Here is a 16,144-nt window from a genome sequence, read left to right as displayed (position 1 = left end):
GTGAATGAAACGAAAACCGGCGGCCGCATCGTCGCGGCCGCCGCATGCGGCCTGCCGCTCAACCGTCCGGCAATTCGCCGGTGTATTCGTACGCGACGGTGCCCTTCGGATGCCGGAACCAGCCGGGATCGCGATAGTCGTTGCGGCCGAGCCCCTGCCGCACCTTGCAGACCGTGAACATGCCGCCCATCTCCAGCGGCCCGAACGGGCCGGTGCCCGTCATCATCGGCAGCGTGTTGTCGGGCAGCGGCATCTCCATGCCGCCCATCGCGCCGCCGGTGCTGCCCATCGCCATGTAGTCGGGCACGAGCTTGCCGATCTTCTGCGCGAGATCCTTCTGCGGCACGCCGATCAGGTTCGGCACCTGGTGACCCATCGCGTTCATCGTGTGATGCGACTTGTGGCAATGGAACGCCCAGTCGCCCGGACGATCGGCGGTGAACTCGATCGCGCGCATCTGGCCGACCGCGACGTCGGCCGTCACCTCCGGCCAGCGCGCCGCCGGCGGAATCCAGCCGCCGTCGGTGCCGGCCACCTCGAAGCTGTAGCCGTGCAGGTGGATCGGATGGTTCGTCATCGTCAGGTTGCCGAAACGAATCCGCACGCGATCGCCCGCCCGCACCGGCAGCGGGTCGATGCCCGGGAACACGCGCGAGTTGAACGTCCACATGTTGAAGTCCGTCATCTCGTTCACGCGCGGCGTGTAGCTGCCCGGATCGATGTCGTACGCGGCGAGCAGAAAGACGAAGTCGCGATCGACCGGCATCGTCGCGCGATCCTTCGGATGCACGATGAACATGCCCATCATCCCCATCGCCATCTGCACCATCTCGTCGGCGTGCGGGTGATACATGAACGTGCCGTGCGCCTCCAGCTGGAACTCGTAGACGAAGGTCTTGCCGGGCGGGATATGCGGCTGCGTGAGGCCGCCGACGCCGTCCATGCCGTTGGGCAGCCGCAGCCCGTGCCAGTGGATCGTCGTGTGCTCGGGCAAGCGGTTCGTCACGAAGATGCGGACCTTGTCGCCTTCGACGGCCTCGATCGTCGGGCCCGGCGACTGGCCGTTGTAGCCCCACAGGTTCGCGTTCATCCCTGGCGCCATCTCGCGCACGACGGGTTCGGCCGTCAGGTGGAACTCCTTCCAGCCGTTCTTCATGCGCCACGGCAGCGTCCAGCCGTTCAGCGTCGCGACGGGCGTGTACGGGCGGCCGTTGGGCGGCACGAGCGGCGGCTGCGTGCCGGCCTTCGCCATCGTGGGCGCTTCGGGCAGCGATGCCGCGCCGGCCTTGCTGACCATCGCCGCACCGAGCAGCGCGGCACCCGAGCCGCTGAGAAATTGTCGACGGGACACCATGTCAATGACCTTCCGGATGCGTTGCGGGCGCTGGTTGCGCCACGGGTGAAGAAGCCGGCCGCGACGCAGCGTCGGGCGTGGATGCGGCGGGAGCGTCCGCGCGCGGCGTTGGCTGTGTTGGCTGTGTTGGCTGTGTTGGCTGTGTTGGCTGTGTTGGCTGTGTTGGCTGTGCTGGCTGTGCTGGCTGTGCTGCCTGCGTTGCCTGCGTTGCCTGCGTTGCCTGCGTCGGCTGCGCCTGCGTTGTCTGCCCAGTCGGCAGCCGGCCGCCGACGGCTGCCTGCAGATCGGTTTCAGCGAGCCAGTAGTCCTTCAGTGCATCGATGTAGCCGTTCACCGCGCCAACCTGCTCGCGCGCATCGGCCAGCAGCTCGAACACGCTCGCGAGCATCCCGTTGTAACGCAGCAGCAGCTCGTCCGAGATCGTCCTGCGCAGCGGCACGACTTCGTCGCGATAGTGCTTCGCGACGTCGTAGCGCGTCGTGTATGCCGTATACGATTCGCGCACTTCCGAGCGCGCGTCGATGGCCGTCTGCGCGAGCTGGTTCGCCGACTGCATGTAGACGGCCTCGGCCCGCGCGACCTTCGCGCCGCCCCAGTCGAACAGCGGAATCTCCACGCTGATCTCGTAGCCGTGCTCGTGCCCCTTGTCGGTCTCGTAGTTGTTCACATAGCCGAGATCGACCGCGTTGACGAAGCGTGTCGCCTTGCTGAGCCCGAGCGACGACGCGACGCCCTGCGTACGCAGCTTCGCGGCCTGGATGTCGAGGCGGTTGCTCATCGCATAGCGCTCGAGATCGGGCAGATCGGGGCGCGCCTTCGGCAGGTCGGGCAAGCGCTCGGGCAGCGCGTACCGCGTGCGCTCGCCCCACAGCCCCATCGCGCGCGTGAGCTTCTCGCGCGCGGCCACGGCCTGCTGCTGCGCCTTCGCCTGCTGCGCGACCGCGTCCGCATGGAACGCCTGTTCGCGTGCGTAGTCGAGCCGGCTGGAATTGCCGGCCTGCCGCATGCGCTGCGCGAGTTCGGCGGCCGCGCTCGCGGCGTCGCGGACCTGTTGCGCATAATTCGCGGCCTGTTCGGCGGCGACGGCTTCGACATACGCACGGCGCGCGTCGGCCGCGACCTTCAGCATCGCGTCGGCGGTTTCGAGCTTGGTCTGCTCGAAGCGGCGGCGTTCGATGTTCGTCGCGAGCGGCAGCGTCAGCAGCGCGAACACGTTGGCCGAGAACGTACGGCCGAGACTCAGTTCGCCGTCGCCGGCCCGCGTGCGGCTGAACGAGAAGCGCGGGTTCGGCAGCCGGCCTGCCTGCACGAGGTCGGCCTCCGACAGCCCGAGTTCCGCGTATGACGCCTGCAGGCCCCGGTTGTTCAGCAGTGCAAGCTGCACCGCGTCGTCCATCGACAGCGGTTTCGCGAGCAATTCCTTCGTCCGCTGGTCGACGGCTTCGCGGTCGGCATCGGTCCTGACGATGACCGCGTCTTTCCCGATGCGTTCGGATGCGGCGGACGACACGGCGTCGAAGCCGCCGTCCTTCGAAAACGTCGTGCAGCCAGCGAGGAATGCCAGCGCGAGCACGGTCGCGCCGATTCGCGGTGAAATCGCAAATCGCGTCATTGCCCGGCCCCTCCGTGCATCGAATGGGCTGCGCCGCCCGCCGGGTTTCCGGGCTTCGCGTGTCCGGTCGCGGGTCCCTTCGTGGGTGCCTTCGCGGGCCGCTCCATCACGTCCCGGTTCAGTTGCTTCCAGCCGGGGCCGGCGTCGTCGCGATACGACACGTAGCCGTCGAACGCGGACGTCGTCGTGACGTCCGGCACCGACGCTGCCGCATCGGCCGGATCGGAAAAGGCGGTTTGCGCGGGCGCGAGCGACGGCACGAGGCTCGCCGCGCCAAGCAGCGCCGCAATGATCAATCGCATGGATGTTTCTCGTCGTGAGTCGTGAGTCGTGCGGCGGACGTCGTGCGTTCGCCGGCACCGTGTGTGGATCGCGGCCGGTGGCCGCGGGCAGGGACTAGACGGAAATCCGGCGCGGCGGCCTGTCGATGCCGCCGGTCAGGAACGACACGACGACGGTCGAAGGCGCGAAAGAGACGATCGCGATACCGAGGTCCGACGTGACGGACACCGCAGGCACCTGCGCCATGCCCATGCCGAAACAGCAGGATCCGCAGGCGTAACAAGGCGTCGCATGCCGTGCGTGACCGTCGTGCTGATGCGGTTCGCCGTGCGTGCGCTGCATCGCATGCGACGCAGCGGGCGCAGCGACGCTCGCCCCATCCTCCGCATGCGGCACCGCAGCGACCGTGCCCGCGCACTGCATCGACCCGGCCGCGAACGACTGGATCGGCACGCACAGCGCCAGCAGCACGACGAGGATGAATTTGCGCCAGTACGACATGGATGCGGAATCAGGCAGACAATGACCGGATGAACGGGAGCGGCACCGCGACGGCGCGCTCCGGACACAAGACGGCCGCAGCTTATCGCCGCCGGCGTGACGACGACATGGCCGAAACATGACCGGATTTTCATGAAGGGCGGCATGGCATCGCACGCGCGCCGGATGACAATTCCGTCATCCTCCGGTCATCTTTCGCGCACGCGCGGCGCCGTAAGCTCACGCGTTACACTGACCGGCCGGAATCACCCACGGCCTGCACCACCATGCGGATACTGATAGTCGAAGACGAACCCAAGATGGCGTCGTACCTCCGCAAGGGGCTGACGGAGGCGAGCTACACGGTCGACGTGGCCGAGAACGGCCAGGACGGGCTGTTCCTCGCGCTGCACGAGGATTTCGATCTCGTCGTGCTCGACGTGATGCTGCCGGAACTGGACGGCTTCGAGGTGCTTCGGCGCCTGCGCGCGCAGAAGCAGACGCCGGTGCTGCTGCTGACGGCCCGGGAGGCGATCGAGGACAAGGTCACGGGGCTCGAACTGGGCGCCGACGATTACCTGCTCAAGCCATTCGCGTATGCGGAGTTCCTCGCGCGCATCCGCTCGCTGCTGCGCCGTGCGCCGCGCAATGCGCGCGAGATCCTGCAGGTCGCCGATCTGGAAGTCGACCTGATCAAGCGCCGCGTGCGGCGCGCCGACACCCGCATCGACCTGACCGCGCAGGAATTCGCGCTGCTGCAGCTGCTCGCGGAACGCGAGGGCGAGGTGCTGACGCGCACCTTCATCACGTCGCAGATCTGGGACATGAATTTCGACAGCGACACGAACGTCGTCGATGCGGCGATCAAGCGCCTGCGCGCGAAAATCGACAACGCGTACGAGAAGAAGCTGATCCACACGATCCGCGGCATGGGCTACGTGCTCGAGGATCGCGCGTGACCGTCGGCCCCGCACCTTATTCGCTGCTCCGGCGCCTGACGCTCGCGTTCGCAGCCGTTGCCGCGCTCGTGTTCGCGCTGACCGGCGCGTACCTGTATCGCTCGCTGTCCGCCGAATTGACCCGGCGCGACGACATCGAAATCGCCGGCAAGCTCAACCAGTTCCTGCAGCTCGCGCGGACGAGCGGCTCGACCGCCGCCCTGCGCGCCGACCCGGCCGTCTTCCATGAAGTGCTGCTGTCGCATCCGGGCGTCTATCTCGGCATCTACGACGGCGCGAACCGCCCGCTCGTCGAACACACCGACGCGGCCGGCCACACCCTCGCATCGGTGATCGCACGGCCGCAGCCGGCCGGTGCCTCGCGCGCGGCCGCCAGCCCGTTCAGCTGCGCGCCGCCCGGCATCGGCCCGTCGCGCTGCGTGCGTGCACGCGCCACGCTGCCGTCGGGCGAAACCGTCCAGGTCGCGGTGGCGCGCACGGCGGCCGATCGCCAGTCGCTGCTCGAAAGCTATCGCGTCGACATCTGGCTCGCGGCCGCGCTCGGCGCGCTGCTGGTCGGCGCGCTCGGCTACGCGGTCGCGTCCCGCGGCCTGCGTCCGGTCGAGAGCCTCGGCCGGCAGACGTCGCGCATCGAGGCGCACAACCTCAACGCGCGTCTCGACGCACGCGGCGGCCCGGTCGAGTTGCGCGAGCTCGCCACCTCGGTCAACCGGATGCTCGACCGGCTCGAGCGCGCGTTCGTGCGGCTGTCGCAGTTCTCGTCCGACCTCGCGCACGACATGCGCACGCCGCTCGCGAACGTGATCAGCGCGTCGCAGGTCACGCTGTCGCGCGCGCGCACCACCGAGGAATACGAAGCGCTGATCGATTCGAACATCGAGGAATGCGAACGGCTGCAGCGGATGATCGAGAACATGCTGTTTCTCGCGCGCACGGACAACGCGCGGCAGCACCTGAAGACCGCCGAACTCGACGCCGGCAACGAACTGCGCCGGCTCGCGTCGTATTTCCAGGCGCTGGCCGACGAGGCCGGCGTGCGGCTCGACGTGCGCGGCGAAGCGCCGGTCGTCGCGGACGCGACGCTGTTCCGCCGCGCCGTCAGCAACCTCGCGTCGAACGCGCTCGAACACGCGGAAGCCGGGTCGACGATCGAGCTGGCCGTCTCGACCCGGCCCGGCTTCGCGGTCGTCGAAGTCACGAACCGCGGCGTGGCGATTCCGCCCGAACAGATCGAGCGGATCTTCGAGCGCTTCTACCGGATCGATTCGTCGCGGCACGGCGCGGCGCGCAACGCGGGGCTCGGGCTCGCGATCGTCAAGTCGATCGTCGAACTGCACCGCGGCAAGGTCGAGGTCGTGAGTCGGGACGGACGCACGACGTTCGCACTGTATTTCCCGGCCGGCGCTGCGTGACACGCGCGTGACGTCGCCGCGCGCGCACACCGATTGCTTCCTGGAATTGCATGTGCGTCCGTCGGAAGGCGGCTTACCATCCCGAATGAAGCGGCATGACCGCACACGCTTGCCGAAAGCGGCCGGCTCGGCTAGACTGCCCTTCGTCTTTGGGGAGTAGCCTGCTTTCCATCCCCGGAAAGCGAATGCGTCAACACACTCGGCCTGCGGCCGTGGCGTATTCGGCCGTATCGGTCTGGCGAGACCATCGACGCATCGCGTCGTTCCTGGTCGGACGTCGGCAGATGCGTCATGGTTCGTCCACGTCCGACCACGGAGTCCCCATGTTCCTCCTGGCTTCCCTCTCGCGTTTCGCCACTGCCCGCCTGCCTGCCTGCGGAGGTGCCGCATGACCTTGATGCTCGTCGAACTGGCGTTCATGCTGATCGTCATCCTGGTCGCGGCCGAACTCTTCACGAATGCGCTCGAACATCTCGGCGAACGGCTGAAGATTTCCGAAGGCGTGACCGGTTCGCTGTTCGCCGCCGTCGGCACCGCGCTACCCGAAACGATGGTGCCGCTGCTCGCGCTCGCGGGCGGCACGTCGAACGCGGCGGTCAACGAGGAGATCGGCGTCGGCGCGATTCTGGGCGCGCCGCTGATGCTCGCGACGCTGACGACCTTCCTGATGACGCTCGCCGTGATCCGCTCGCGCGGACTGACCGGCACGATCGCGCCCGAGCGGACCGGCTTCGTGCGCGACCTGAACTACTTCATCGCCGCATTCGCGCTCGCCACCGTCGCGATGTTCGTCCCGCATCACGTGTGGGCGGTCCGCGCGCTGCTCGCCGCGATGCTGGTCGGCGTCTACGTGATGTACGTCGTGATGACGTTCCGCGCGTCGACCCGGCTCGTCGATGCCGGGCACGGCACCGAGGCGCCGCACGCGATGTTCCTGTCGCGCGTCGGGCTGCCGACCAACCTCGCGACCATCGCGCTGCAGCTCGCGCTCGGCGTCGCGCTGCTCGTCGGCGGGGCGAAGGGCTTCATCCACGGCGTCGAAGGCGTGTCGCACCTGCTCGGTATTTCCGCGCTGCTGCTGTCGCTGATCATCGTGCCGATCGCGACCGAGTTGCCGGAAAAGGTCAACAGCGTGCTGTGGATCCGCCGCAAGAAGGACACGCTCGCGTTCGGCAACATCACCGGCGCGATGGTGTTCCAGGGCACACTGCTGCCGGCGATCGGCATCATGCTGACGCCGTGGGAGCCGCGCCCCGAAGTGCTGACCGGCGTGGTCATCACGCTCGCGGCGGCGGTGTGGCTGCGTGTCAATGCGCGTGCGCGCGGGCTCGCGATCTGGGCGCTGCTGGCGAACGGGGCCGGGTATGTCGGCTATCTGTTCGTGACGCTGACGCGCTGAAGACGCTGAATGCACTGAACACGCTCGACGGCGCGGATCGGGCGCGTCGCCCGACAGGCGTACGCCCCCCGAACGCGACCGTCGTCACCGCACCGCGCTTGACGACGCTCGCGGCGGGCGGCCATGCCGCCCGCTTCCCCGCGCTTACGACGCCTTCACGAGCCTGACGATCGTCAGCGTGCCGTTGACGTTCTCGACGCGGACCTTCACCTTGTCACCCGCATGGACCTCGGCGAGCATGGCCGCGTCCTTCGCCTTGAACGCCATCGTCATCGGCGGCATTCCGACGTTCTCGAGCGCGCCGTGCTTCAGCGTGATCTTGCCGCTCGCGGCATCGACCTTCTTCACTTCGGCATCGGTCAGCGCGGCGTGCGACTCGGCCGCACCGCCCGACGACATCTTCATGCCGGACATGTCCATGCCCGACATGTCTCCTGCGGCAAGCGCGGGCATGGTGAACGCGCCGGTCGCGAGCACGGTGGCGGCAGCAGCAATCAATTGATTCATCTTCATCGAGACTCTCCAGTGGGGGTGGACGGCACGTTCATGCCGTGAGGAACTGCATCGGATTGCCGCTGACGGCTCGCGCCTCGCGCACGACGGCGCTGCAGCAGAAGCCACGCGGCGGGAATGACGAACATCGACAGCAGCGGCGCGGTGATCATGCCGCCGACCATCGGCGCGGCGATGCGCTGCATCACTTCGGAGCCGGCGCCGTGTCCGACCATGATCGGCACGAGGCCGGCCAGCACGACGGCGACCGTCATCGCTTTCGGCCGCACGCGCAGCACCGCGCCTTCGCGAATCGCGTCGAGCAGCACGGCATCGGTCAGCGGCGCGCCGGCGTCGAGGCGGCGCTGCAGCGCGCCCTTCAGGTACAGCAGCATCACGACGCCGAACTCGGCGGCCACGCCCGCCAGCGCGATGAAGCCCACCGACGTCGCGACAGACACCGCGTGGCCCAACGCCCAGACGAGCCAGAAGCCGCCGATCAGCGCGAACGGCACCGTGGACATCAGCAGCAGCGCATCGGCCGCGGAGCCGAACGTGACCAACAGCAGCACGAAGATCACGACGAGTGTCACCGGCACCACGGTGCGCAGCGTCGCCGCCGCGCGTTCGAGATACTCGAACTGTCCCGACCACGCGATCGAATAGCCGGGCGGCAATGCGACCTGTTGCGCAACGACCTGCCGCATCGCACGGACTGCCGTACTCAGATCGGTGCCGCGGATATCGACGTACACATAGCCGGACAGCCGCGCGTTCTCGCTGCGGATCATCGGCGGCCCGTCGGCGATCGCGATGCGCGCGACGTCGCCGAGGCGGATCTGCGCGCCGCGCGCGGTGACGACCGGCAGTTGCCGCAGGTTCTCGAGCGAATCGCGGAGCTCGCGCGGATAGCGCAGGTTGATCGGGAACCGCTCGCGCCCCGCGATCACTTCGCCGACATCCTCGCCGCCGATCGCCGACGACACCACCGACTGGATGTCGGCCACCGACAGCCCATAGCGCGCGGCCGCGAGCCGGTCGACGTCGACGTCGAGGTAGCGGCCGCCGTTCAGCCGTTCCGCGAGCGCCGACGTGACGCCCGGTACCTGTTTCACCGCCGCCTCGACCTGCGTCGCGATCGCGTCGATCCCCGCCAGGTCCGGCCCGGAAATCTTCACGCCGACCGGCGTCTTGATGCCGGTGGAGAGCATGTCGAGCCGGTTGCGGATCGGCGGCACCCACACGTTCGACAGGCCCGGCACCTTCACCGTGCGATCGAGTTCGTCGACGAGCTTCTCCGGCGTCATCCCCGGCCGCCATGCGCTGCGCGGCTTGAAGCGGATCGTCGTTTCGAACATCTCGAGCGGCGCGGGATCGGTCGCCGTATCCGCGCGCCCCGACTTGCCGAACACCGTGTCGACCTCGGGCACGGTCTTGATCAGCCGGTCGGTCTGCTGCAGCAGTTCGCTCGCCTTGTCGGCCGAGATGCCCGGCAGCGCGGTCGGCATGTACAGCAGATCGCCTTCGTCGAGCGGCGGCATGAACTCGCCGCCGAGCCGCGACAACGGCACGGCCGTCAGCAACAGCGCGGCAATCGCGACGCCGATCGCGCGCCACGGGCGCCGCAGCGTCGCTTCGAGCAGCGGCCGGTACACGCGGGTCAGCACGCGGTTGATCGGGTTCGCGTGCTCGGGCGGAATGCGGCCGCGCACGAGATACCCCATCAGCACCGGCACCAACGTCACCGACAGCGCGGCCGCGGCGGCGATCGTGTAGGTCTTCGTGAACGCGAGCGGCGCGAACAGTTTGCCTTCCTGACCTTCGAGCGAAAACACCGGCACGAACGACAGCGTGATGATCAGCAGCGAGAAAAACAGCGCCGGCCCGACCTCCGCGGCCGACGTCGCGACGAGTTCCCAGCGCCGCGCCGTCGGGATCGGCTCGCCGGGATGCGCGTGGCCGTATGCCTCCAGATGCTTGTGCGCGTTCTCGATCATCACGATCGCCGCATCGATCATTGCGCCGATCGCGATCGCGATGCCGCCCAGCGACATCAGGTTCGCGTTCACGCCCTGGTAGCGCATCACGATGAACGCGGCCAGCACGCCGAGCGGCAGCGACAGGATCGCGACGAACGCGCTGCGCAGGTGGAACAGGAACACCGCGCAGACGATCCCGACGATCACGAACTCCTCGATCAGCTTGTCGCGGAGGTTGTCCACCGCGCGCTCGATCAATTGCGAGCGGTCGTAGGTCGTGACGATGTCGACGCCGGGCGGCAGCGATCGCTTCAGGTCGGCGAGCTTCGCCTTCACCGCGTCGATCGTCGTCAGCGCGTTCTTGCCCGAGCGCATCACGACGACACCGCCCGCCACCTCGCCCTGCCCGTCCAGCTCCGCGATCCCGCGCCGCATCGCCGGGCCGACCTGGATGCGCGCGACGTCGCCGAGCAGCACCGGCGTGCCCGCGTCGTCGGTGCGCAGCACCACGTGCCGGAAGTCGTCGAGCGTGCGCAGGTAGGCGGACGAACGCACCATGTACTCCGACTCGGCCAGCTCGACGACCGCGCCGCCCGATGCCTGGTTGGCCTTGCCGAGCGCGTCCGCGACCGCCGCCTGCGTGATGCCGTACGCGCGCAGCTTGTCCGGATCGAGCACGACCTGGTACTGGCGCACCATCCCGCCGACGCTCGCCACTTCCGACACGTCCGGCACGGCCTTCAGCTCGAACTTCAGGAACCAGTCGTTGAGCGCACGCAGTTGCCCGAGGTCGTGACGGCCGGTGCGATCGACGAGTGCGTACTCGTACACCCAGCCGACCCCGGTCGCATCCGGCCCGAGCGACACGGTCGCGCCCGCGGGCAGGCGGCTCTGCACCTGGCTCAGGTATTCGAGCACGCGCGAACGCGCCCAATACGGGTCGGTGTGGTCGTCGAACAGCACGTAGACGAACGCGTCGCCGAACGACGAGTACGCGCGCACGGTCTTCGCGCCCGGCACGCCGAGCAGCGTGGTCGTCAGCGGATAGGTGACCTGGTCCTCGACGACCTGCGGCGCCTTGCCCGGATACGACGCCTTGACGATCACCTGCGTGTCCGACAGGTCGGGCAGCGCATCGAGCGGCGTCTGCCGCAGCGCATGCGCGCCCCACGCCGCGATCAGCACGGTGGCGAGCAGCACCAGGAAGCGGTTGCGGACGGACCAGCGAATCACGTGCGCGATCATCGCGTGCCTCCCTGCGGCTCGACCTTCGTCAGCCGGTAGCCGTCCTCGCGCTGCACGAACGCGAAACGCACCGTCTGGCCAGCCTTCACGTCCGGGAACGCGTGTGCCGACGGCTTGCCGAACGCCATCGTCATCGCGCCCCAGCCGAGTGCCGGCACCGGCTGGTGCGAGAACGTGATGTCGTCGTCGGTGACTTGCTCGACCTTGCCGGTGGTTTCATACACCGGCGCGGCCGCGGCGGCCGGCGCTTGCGCGGCGCTCGCGCTCGCCGCGCCTTCCAGCCGCGGCAGCACGCTTTTCAGGCTCGCTTCCGAATCGATCAGGAACTGCCCCGATGCGACGACCATATCGCCTTCGCTCAACCCGTCGAGCACTTCCGTGTCGCCGCCGACGTCGTTGCCCACCGTCACCGGCACAGGCCGGAGCCGGCCGTCGCCCGTCTTCACGATGACGATCGTGCGCTTGCCGGTCGCGATCACCGCTTCGGACGGCACCAGCAGGCGCGACACCGCCTTCCGCGCCGCGACATGCACGCGCATCAGCATGCCGGGCGTGAGCCTGAGCGCCGCATTGTCGACCTCCACGCGCGCCTGCAGCGTGCGGCTGCCCGTGCTGATGCCGGGCAGCACTTCGCGGATGCGGCCGGTGAAGTGCCGCGCCGGATCGCCCGCGAACGTCGCGTCGACCGCCATCCCCGGCTGCACGTTCAGCGCTAGCGCTTCCGGCACCTCGACGATGAGCCAGAGCGTCGACAGCCCGGCGATCTTCGCGAGCGTCTGTCCCGGCGCGACCATCGCGCCGTCCCGCACGTTCAGTTCGCTGACGACGCCGGTTTCCGGCGCGCTCAGCACGACGTGCGTCTGCGCGCGGCCGGTGCGATCGAGCGCGGCGATCATCGCGTCGGGCATCGACAGCGCACGCATCCGCGCGCGCGACGCATCGAGCAGGCTGCCGTCCATCCCGCCCCGCTTGAGCGCGAGATATTCCTCCTGCGGCGCGAGCCATTCCGGTACGAACAGCGACGCGATCGGCGCGCCCTTTTCGATGCGCTGCATCGGCGCCCGTGCGTAAAGCCGGTCGATGTAGCCGGTGACGCGCGACTGCACGACGTCCGCGCGAGATTCGTCGAATTGCGTGGTGCCCACCGCATCGAAACCGTCCGCCGTCTGCTGCCGGCGCACGGTCGCATAGCGGATGCCGAGGTTCTGCTGCAGGCCCGGATCGATCCGGACGCCCCGTGCGTCGCCGCCCTCGTCCGCATAGACGGGCTGCAGTTGCATGTCCATGAACGGCGATTTCCCCGGTTTGTCGAAGTGCTGGTTCGGCACCATCGGGTCGTGCCAGTACAGCACCTTGCGTCCTGCCAGCGAATCGGGCGTGCCTGCCGCCGCGACGGCAGCCGTTGCCGCGCCGCCCGATGCATGGCGCATGCCCGCGACATAACCCGCGCCGAGCAGCGCCGCGCCCGCGCATGCCAGCAGCACCGCACGCGCCAGTGATTGCTTCGTCATGAGGTTCTCCTTCACTGCGCGGCGGCCATCGTCGACGGCACGACCTGATATTCGAGCTGCGCCCAGGTCCGCGACACGTCGCGTCCGAGCTCGAGCACCTGCAACTGCGCGTCCAGTTGCGCGCGCCGGGCGGCGAACGTGTCGGCGAGCGAACCGGTGCCGGCCCGGTAGGCGGCCGTGGCGAGCTGCACGCGCTGCCCGGCGGCGGGCAACAGCGATTCGCGCAGGGTCGCGAGGCGTTCGCGGCCGCTTGCCAGCGTTTCGGACTGCGTACGGATATCGGCTTGCACCTGACGCAGCGTGTCCTCGTACATCAGGCGCGCCTTCGTCGCGAGCGCGGCCTTTTCGGCGACGTCGCGGTTCTGCCGGTTCTTGCGATCGAGCGGCAACGGGATCGTGACGCCGACGGACACCATGTTCGAATACGCGCCGCCGCGCTGCTGGTACGCGATCTCCCACGTCCAGTTCGGGCTACGCTCGCTGTCGGCCACCGCGGCGTCGGCCTCGGCGACCGCGATGTCGTCCGCGGCGGCGACGAGCGCCGGTTGCGACACGCGCAGTTCGTCCGGCGGCAACGACGCCACGAAGGATTCGGGCGCGGGCGGCGTGCCCGTCACGTCCGTGACGGGCGCAGCCGTCCAGCGGCCGAGCGCGATGAGTGCGGTGCCATAGGCCTGCCGCGCGTCGAGCACCTGATCCTGCGTTTGCGCCAGCATCGCGCGAGCCTGGACGACCTCGCCCGCGCTCGCCTTCGCGCCGCGATACGACGCCTGCGTCGCGTCGAGCTCATGCCGCATGTGATCGAGCAGCGCCTGGCGAAGCGCGAGCGCCTGCTTCGCGTAGATGGCGTCGAGCCAGGCCGCGGCGGTCCGCTGGCGCACCGTGGCCAGCTGCACGAGATAGTCCGCGAGTTCGCGGCCGACTCGCTCGTCGGCCAGCGCCGCGCGCAGCCGCCGCTTGTCGCCGGACACCCATTCCTGCTCGATGCCGATGCGGCGCATCGTCATGAAGTCCTGGCCGACGGTGAAGCGCTGCCCGCCGTTGACCGGCAGGTTGTCGATGCCGGCCTTGAGCATCGGGTCCGGCAGCTGGCCGGCCTTGACCGCCGCTTCCGAACTCGCGCGCACCGAAGCCTGCGCGGCCTGCATCGACGCGGAACGTTCGGTGGCGGACTGCAGCGCGGCGTCCAGCGTGACGGGCGACTGCTGCGCATGGACGCCCGCCGCCAGCAGCGCCGCCCAAAGCACGGGCGCGCGCCGGCACGCACGCCGCATGCGCGGTGTGCAGAAATCGAATGACATGGTGTAACCCCAAGTCGGAACCCGAATGGATTCCACGTCCCGAACACGGGACGAACCTCACCGCCTCGGCGGTGAACCGGTCAAATCGGGATCAGCTGATGCGGGGCGGGCGCCACAACCCGTTCGGGTCGCGGATCGGGACGGACTGCGCGTAGTGGAAGACGATCGTGCTGGCGAATGCAGCGGGACGGCTCACGTCGGCGCGGGCGGCCGGGTGATAGAGACTGCCGAACTGGCATTGGGCCGTCACCTTGCAGGCCATGCCCTTCGCTTTGGCCTTCGTGGTGTCGGTGGGCGACGCTTTCATCGAATCGCAGCCGCTCATGTCGGCGGACATGCTCATGCCCGCGTTCGCTTCCATCGACATCGTGTGCTGCATCGGACATTCACCGGTCAAGCCGCTGGCTGCCAGCCCGCTGATGGGCAGCACCGCGCAAAGCAGCAGCAGGACGAAGGTCCGAAGCAGTTTCATGGCGGCGATTATAGCGCGGCGGTTTGCGGTATGGCGCGGCGACGTGAGCGGCTTCTTACGGTGTCCGGCGCCGCCCCCAAAACGCGCTAGCGTGCCAGCCTGTCCGCGGCGAGCACCTGCTGCACGGCCGGCCGCGCCCGCACCCGCTCGTACCACGCGCGCAGGTTCGCATGGCGGCTCAGGTCGATGTCCGCGTTGTACACCGAGCGCATCCAGTCGGCCTTGCCCCAGCCCGTCAGCGCGAACAGGTACGCATCGGCGACGGTGAACGTGTCGCCCGTCACATACGGGTTGCCGTCGAGCTGCCGGTCGATCCACGCGAAGCGGCTGTCGAGCTTCTGCCGCACCGGGTCGACGTATTGCCCCGCCTGCACCGCGTAAAGCAGCGGGATGAAGCCCTTGTGGATCTCGGTGCCGAGGAAGTTCAGCCATTCCATCAGCCGGTAGCGGGCGAGCGTGCCGTACGCGGGCGCGAGCCGCGCTTCGGGGCGCCGGTCCGCGAGATACTGCGCGATCACCGGTCCTTCGCGCAGCATCGTGCCGTCGTCGAGTTCGAGCAGCGGCACGCAGCCGAGTTCGGTCACATCGTAGTAATTGCGTCCGTCTTCAATGACGTGTTTGCGCGCGTCGACCTTGATGACCTGCGCGTCGATGCCGCTTTCGCGCAGCACGATGCAGATGGCCTGCGAACAGCTGCCGGGAGCGTGATAAAGCTTCATGCGTTTCCTTGATTGGGTGGTTCGACTATCGATTCGCCGCGACGCGGGCGCTAATATCTCGCATCGGCGCGGCGCTGAGAAGAAGGCAGTCGTTTGTGCCGTAGTCACAAAAAAGTTACCGACAGGGTCAGCGGCATGAAGACGAGTGCGACAGGATGTTCCGTGGAAGAAGCGATGCGCATGCTCGGCGGCCGCTGGCGGCTGCTGCTCGTGTCGTATCTGCTCGACGGGCCGAAGCGCTTCAGCGACCTGCGCCGCGACATGCCCGGCATCTCGCAGCGGATGCTGACGCTCGATCTGCGCGCGCTCGAGGACGCCGGCTTCGTGCGGCGCACCGTGTATCCGGAAGTGCCGGTGCGCGTCGAGTACGATCTGACCGCGGACGGCGACCGGCTGCGGCCCGTCGTCGAGGTCATGCGCGCATTCGGGCTGTGGCTGAAGGCGCGCGATGCGCATTGCGAGGTCGACGCGCAAGCCGCGCTGCCCCGATAACCCCTTACCGAGAGAAACATCATGGAACTACACGCTACCGTCGGCGCGGCCACGTCCGATGTCGACGACGACGAAAGCTTCGCGAACATCTATTGCCACGACGCGGCGCAGAACTATTGCTTCTCGCTGCTGCGCTTTCCGGAGGAAACGTCGATCGAGGTGATGGTGCTCGACCAGCTCACCGCGCACGTGAACGACCTGTCGGTGCGCCTCACGGGCGACACGCTCGACGTCGAACTCGACGAGCGCACCGCCGCGCGGCTCGACGGCAACACGCATTACGTGATTCATCTTGCGCCCGGCGAACACGATCCCGTCGCGCTGCGCGCCGCGCTGAAGGAAATCTTCGACGGCAAGAGCGGATATCGCGACGACAGCGCAAGCGCGTAACGCGACCCGCCCGATACGCGTTCACATCCCGCGCGTTCGCCCGCC

General features: G+C 68.4%; 15 protein-coding genes and 1 riboswitch. Of the genes, 5 read left to right on the top strand and 10 right to left on the bottom strand.

The genetic code is table 11. The annotated features are described in order from the left end of the window. Positions 1 to 58: 58 nt before the first annotated feature. The 4 genes from DIE04_RS23795 to DIE04_RS23780 all read right to left on the bottom strand — a co-directional run bounded on the left by DIE04_RS23795 (position 59) and on the right by DIE04_RS23780 (position 3,749). The gene (locus DIE04_RS23795) at positions 59 to 1,354 is read right to left on the bottom strand and encodes a multicopper oxidase family protein (RefSeq protein ID WP_124487013.1); all 1,296 of its coding nucleotides are present in this window, start codon (positions 1,352 to 1,354) and stop codon (positions 59 to 61) included. Between the two features lies 1 nt (position 1,355). Further along, entirely contained in the window at positions 1,356 to 2,966 is a 1,611-nt protein-coding gene (locus DIE04_RS23790; protein ID WP_124520798.1) for a TolC family protein, read from the bottom strand. Beyond that, positions 2,963 to 3,268 (bottom strand): hypothetical protein, encoded by a 306-nt coding sequence (locus DIE04_RS23785; protein ID WP_124520800.1) that lies wholly within the window; start codon positions 3,266 to 3,268, stop codon positions 2,963 to 2,965. The genes DIE04_RS23790 and DIE04_RS23785 overlap by 4 nt, the downstream gene beginning before the upstream one ends. Before the next feature lie 94 nt (positions 3,269 to 3,362). Then, entirely contained in the window at positions 3,363 to 3,749 is a 387-nt protein-coding gene (locus DIE04_RS23780; protein ID WP_124520802.1) for a hypothetical protein, read from the bottom strand. A gap of 266 nt (positions 3,750 to 4,015) precedes the next feature. Between DIE04_RS23780 and DIE04_RS23775 the strand changes: the two genes are divergently transcribed. The 3 genes from DIE04_RS23775 to DIE04_RS23765 all read left to right on the top strand — a co-directional run bounded on the left by DIE04_RS23775 (position 4,016) and on the right by DIE04_RS23765 (position 7,498). Beyond that, complete coding sequence (locus DIE04_RS23775) at positions 4,016 to 4,687, top strand: heavy metal response regulator transcription factor (protein ID WP_044848315.1); 672 nt, start codon at positions 4,016 to 4,018, stop codon at positions 4,685 to 4,687. Then, positions 4,684 to 6,099, top strand: a complete 1,416-nt coding sequence (locus DIE04_RS23770; RefSeq protein ID WP_124520804.1) for a heavy metal sensor histidine kinase — start codon at positions 4,684 to 4,686, stop codon at positions 6,097 to 6,099. The genes DIE04_RS23775 and DIE04_RS23770 overlap by 4 nt, the downstream gene beginning before the upstream one ends. Before the next feature lie 139 nt (positions 6,100 to 6,238). Continuing rightward, positions 6,239 to 6,414, top strand: a riboswitch (yybP-ykoY riboswitch). Positions 6,415 to 6,487: 73 nt separating this feature from the next. Beyond that, the gene (locus DIE04_RS23765; RefSeq protein WP_044848313.1) at positions 6,488 to 7,498 is read left to right on the top strand and encodes a sodium:calcium antiporter; all 1,011 of its coding nucleotides are present in this window, start codon (positions 6,488 to 6,490) and stop codon (positions 7,496 to 7,498) included. 144 nt (positions 7,499 to 7,642) lie between these two features. Here DIE04_RS23765 and DIE04_RS23760 read toward each other — a convergent pair whose 3' ends face one another. The 6 genes from DIE04_RS23760 to gstA all read right to left on the bottom strand — a co-directional run bounded on the left by DIE04_RS23760 (position 7,643) and on the right by gstA (position 15,217). Further along, complete coding sequence (locus DIE04_RS23760; RefSeq protein ID WP_124520806.1) at positions 7,643 to 8,011, bottom strand: copper-binding protein; 369 nt, start codon at positions 8,009 to 8,011, stop codon at positions 7,643 to 7,645. Beyond that, a complete protein-coding gene (locus DIE04_RS23755; RefSeq protein ID WP_124520808.1) occupies positions 8,008 to 11,214 on the bottom strand; it encodes an efflux RND transporter permease subunit in 3,207 nt (1,068 codons plus the stop codon). Before DIE04_RS23755 ends, DIE04_RS23760 begins: the two co-directional genes overlap by 4 nt. Beyond that, positions 11,211 to 12,725: an efflux RND transporter periplasmic adaptor subunit gene (locus DIE04_RS23750; RefSeq protein WP_124520810.1), complete on the bottom strand. Its 1,515-nt coding sequence runs from the start codon at positions 12,723 to 12,725 to the stop codon at positions 11,211 to 11,213. The genes DIE04_RS23755 and DIE04_RS23750 overlap by 4 nt, the downstream gene beginning before the upstream one ends. Positions 12,726 to 12,736: 11 nt before the next feature. Next, positions 12,737 to 14,026: a TolC family protein gene (locus DIE04_RS23745; RefSeq protein WP_124520812.1), complete on the bottom strand. Its 1,290-nt coding sequence runs from the start codon at positions 14,024 to 14,026 to the stop codon at positions 12,737 to 12,739. Positions 14,027 to 14,117: 91 nt separating this feature from the next. Then, on the bottom strand, positions 14,118 to 14,498 hold the full coding sequence (locus DIE04_RS23740) for a hypothetical protein (protein WP_124520814.1): 381 nt from the start codon (positions 14,496 to 14,498) through the stop codon (positions 14,118 to 14,120). Positions 14,499 to 14,584: 86 nt separating this feature from the next. Beyond that, a complete protein-coding gene (gstA, locus tag DIE04_RS23735; protein ID WP_124520816.1) occupies positions 14,585 to 15,217 on the bottom strand; it encodes a glutathione transferase GstA in 633 nt (210 codons plus the stop codon). A 135-nt stretch (positions 15,218 to 15,352) separates the two neighbouring features. On the opposite strand from gstA, the gene DIE04_RS23730 reads away from it, so the two are divergent. Then, positions 15,353 to 15,709 (top strand): helix-turn-helix domain-containing protein, encoded by a 357-nt coding sequence (locus DIE04_RS23730; RefSeq protein WP_124487024.1) that lies wholly within the window; start codon positions 15,353 to 15,355, stop codon positions 15,707 to 15,709. 21 nt (positions 15,710 to 15,730) lie between these two features. Further along, positions 15,731 to 16,099 (top strand): hypothetical protein, encoded by a 369-nt coding sequence (locus tag DIE04_RS23725; RefSeq protein WP_044848306.1) that lies wholly within the window; start codon positions 15,731 to 15,733, stop codon positions 16,097 to 16,099. Positions 16,100 to 16,144: the final 45 nt, after the last annotated feature.

The sequence above is a fragment of the Burkholderia sp. Bp8994 genome (genome assembly GCF_003853805.1).
Taxonomy (GTDB): Bacteria; Pseudomonadota; Gammaproteobacteria; order Burkholderiales; family Burkholderiaceae; genus Burkholderia.
Note: the sequence above shows the minus strand (reverse complement) of the source record. Positions and strands in the feature narration are given on the sequence as shown.

Excerpts from the sequence above, each read along its gene's own strand:
- DIE04_RS23785 (WP_124520800.1), bottom strand. The coding sequence starts at position 3,268 with ATGCGATTGATCATTGCGGCGCTGCTTGGCGCGGCGAGCCTCGTGCCG.
- DIE04_RS23765 (WP_044848313.1), top strand. The coding sequence starts at position 6,488 with ATGACCTTGATGCTCGTCGAACTGGCGTTCATGCTGATCGTCATCCTG.
- DIE04_RS23745 (WP_124520812.1), bottom strand. The coding sequence starts at position 14,026 with ATGTCATTCGATTTCTGCACACCGCGCATGCGGCGTGCGTGCCGGCGC.
- DIE04_RS23755 (WP_124520808.1), bottom strand. The coding sequence starts at position 11,214 with ATGATCGCGCACGTGATTCGCTGGTCCGTCCGCAACCGCTTCCTGGTG.
- DIE04_RS23730 (WP_124487024.1), top strand. The coding sequence starts at position 15,353 with ATGAAGACGAGTGCGACAGGATGTTCCGTGGAAGAAGCGATGCGCATG.
- DIE04_RS23740 (WP_124520814.1), bottom strand. The coding sequence starts at position 14,498 with ATGAAACTGCTTCGGACCTTCGTCCTGCTGCTGCTTTGCGCGGTGCTG.
- gstA (WP_124520816.1), bottom strand. The coding sequence starts at position 15,217 with ATGAAGCTTTATCACGCTCCCGGCAGCTGTTCGCAGGCCATCTGCATC.
- DIE04_RS23760 (WP_124520806.1), bottom strand. The coding sequence starts at position 8,011 with ATGAAGATGAATCAATTGATTGCTGCTGCCGCCACCGTGCTCGCGACC.
- DIE04_RS23775 (WP_044848315.1), top strand. The coding sequence starts at position 4,016 with ATGCGGATACTGATAGTCGAAGACGAACCCAAGATGGCGTCGTACCTC.
- DIE04_RS23780 (WP_124520802.1), bottom strand. The coding sequence starts at position 3,749 with ATGTCGTACTGGCGCAAATTCATCCTCGTCGTGCTGCTGGCGCTGTGC.
- DIE04_RS23795 (WP_124487013.1), bottom strand. The coding sequence starts at position 1,354 with ATGGTGTCCCGTCGACAATTTCTCAGCGGCTCGGGTGCCGCGCTGCTC.
- DIE04_RS23750 (WP_124520810.1), bottom strand. The coding sequence starts at position 12,725 with ATGACGAAGCAATCACTGGCGCGTGCGGTGCTGCTGGCATGCGCGGGC.
- DIE04_RS23790 (WP_124520798.1), bottom strand. The coding sequence starts at position 2,966 with ATGACGCGATTTGCGATTTCACCGCGAATCGGCGCGACCGTGCTCGCG.
- DIE04_RS23725 (WP_044848306.1), top strand. The coding sequence starts at position 15,731 with ATGGAACTACACGCTACCGTCGGCGCGGCCACGTCCGATGTCGACGAC.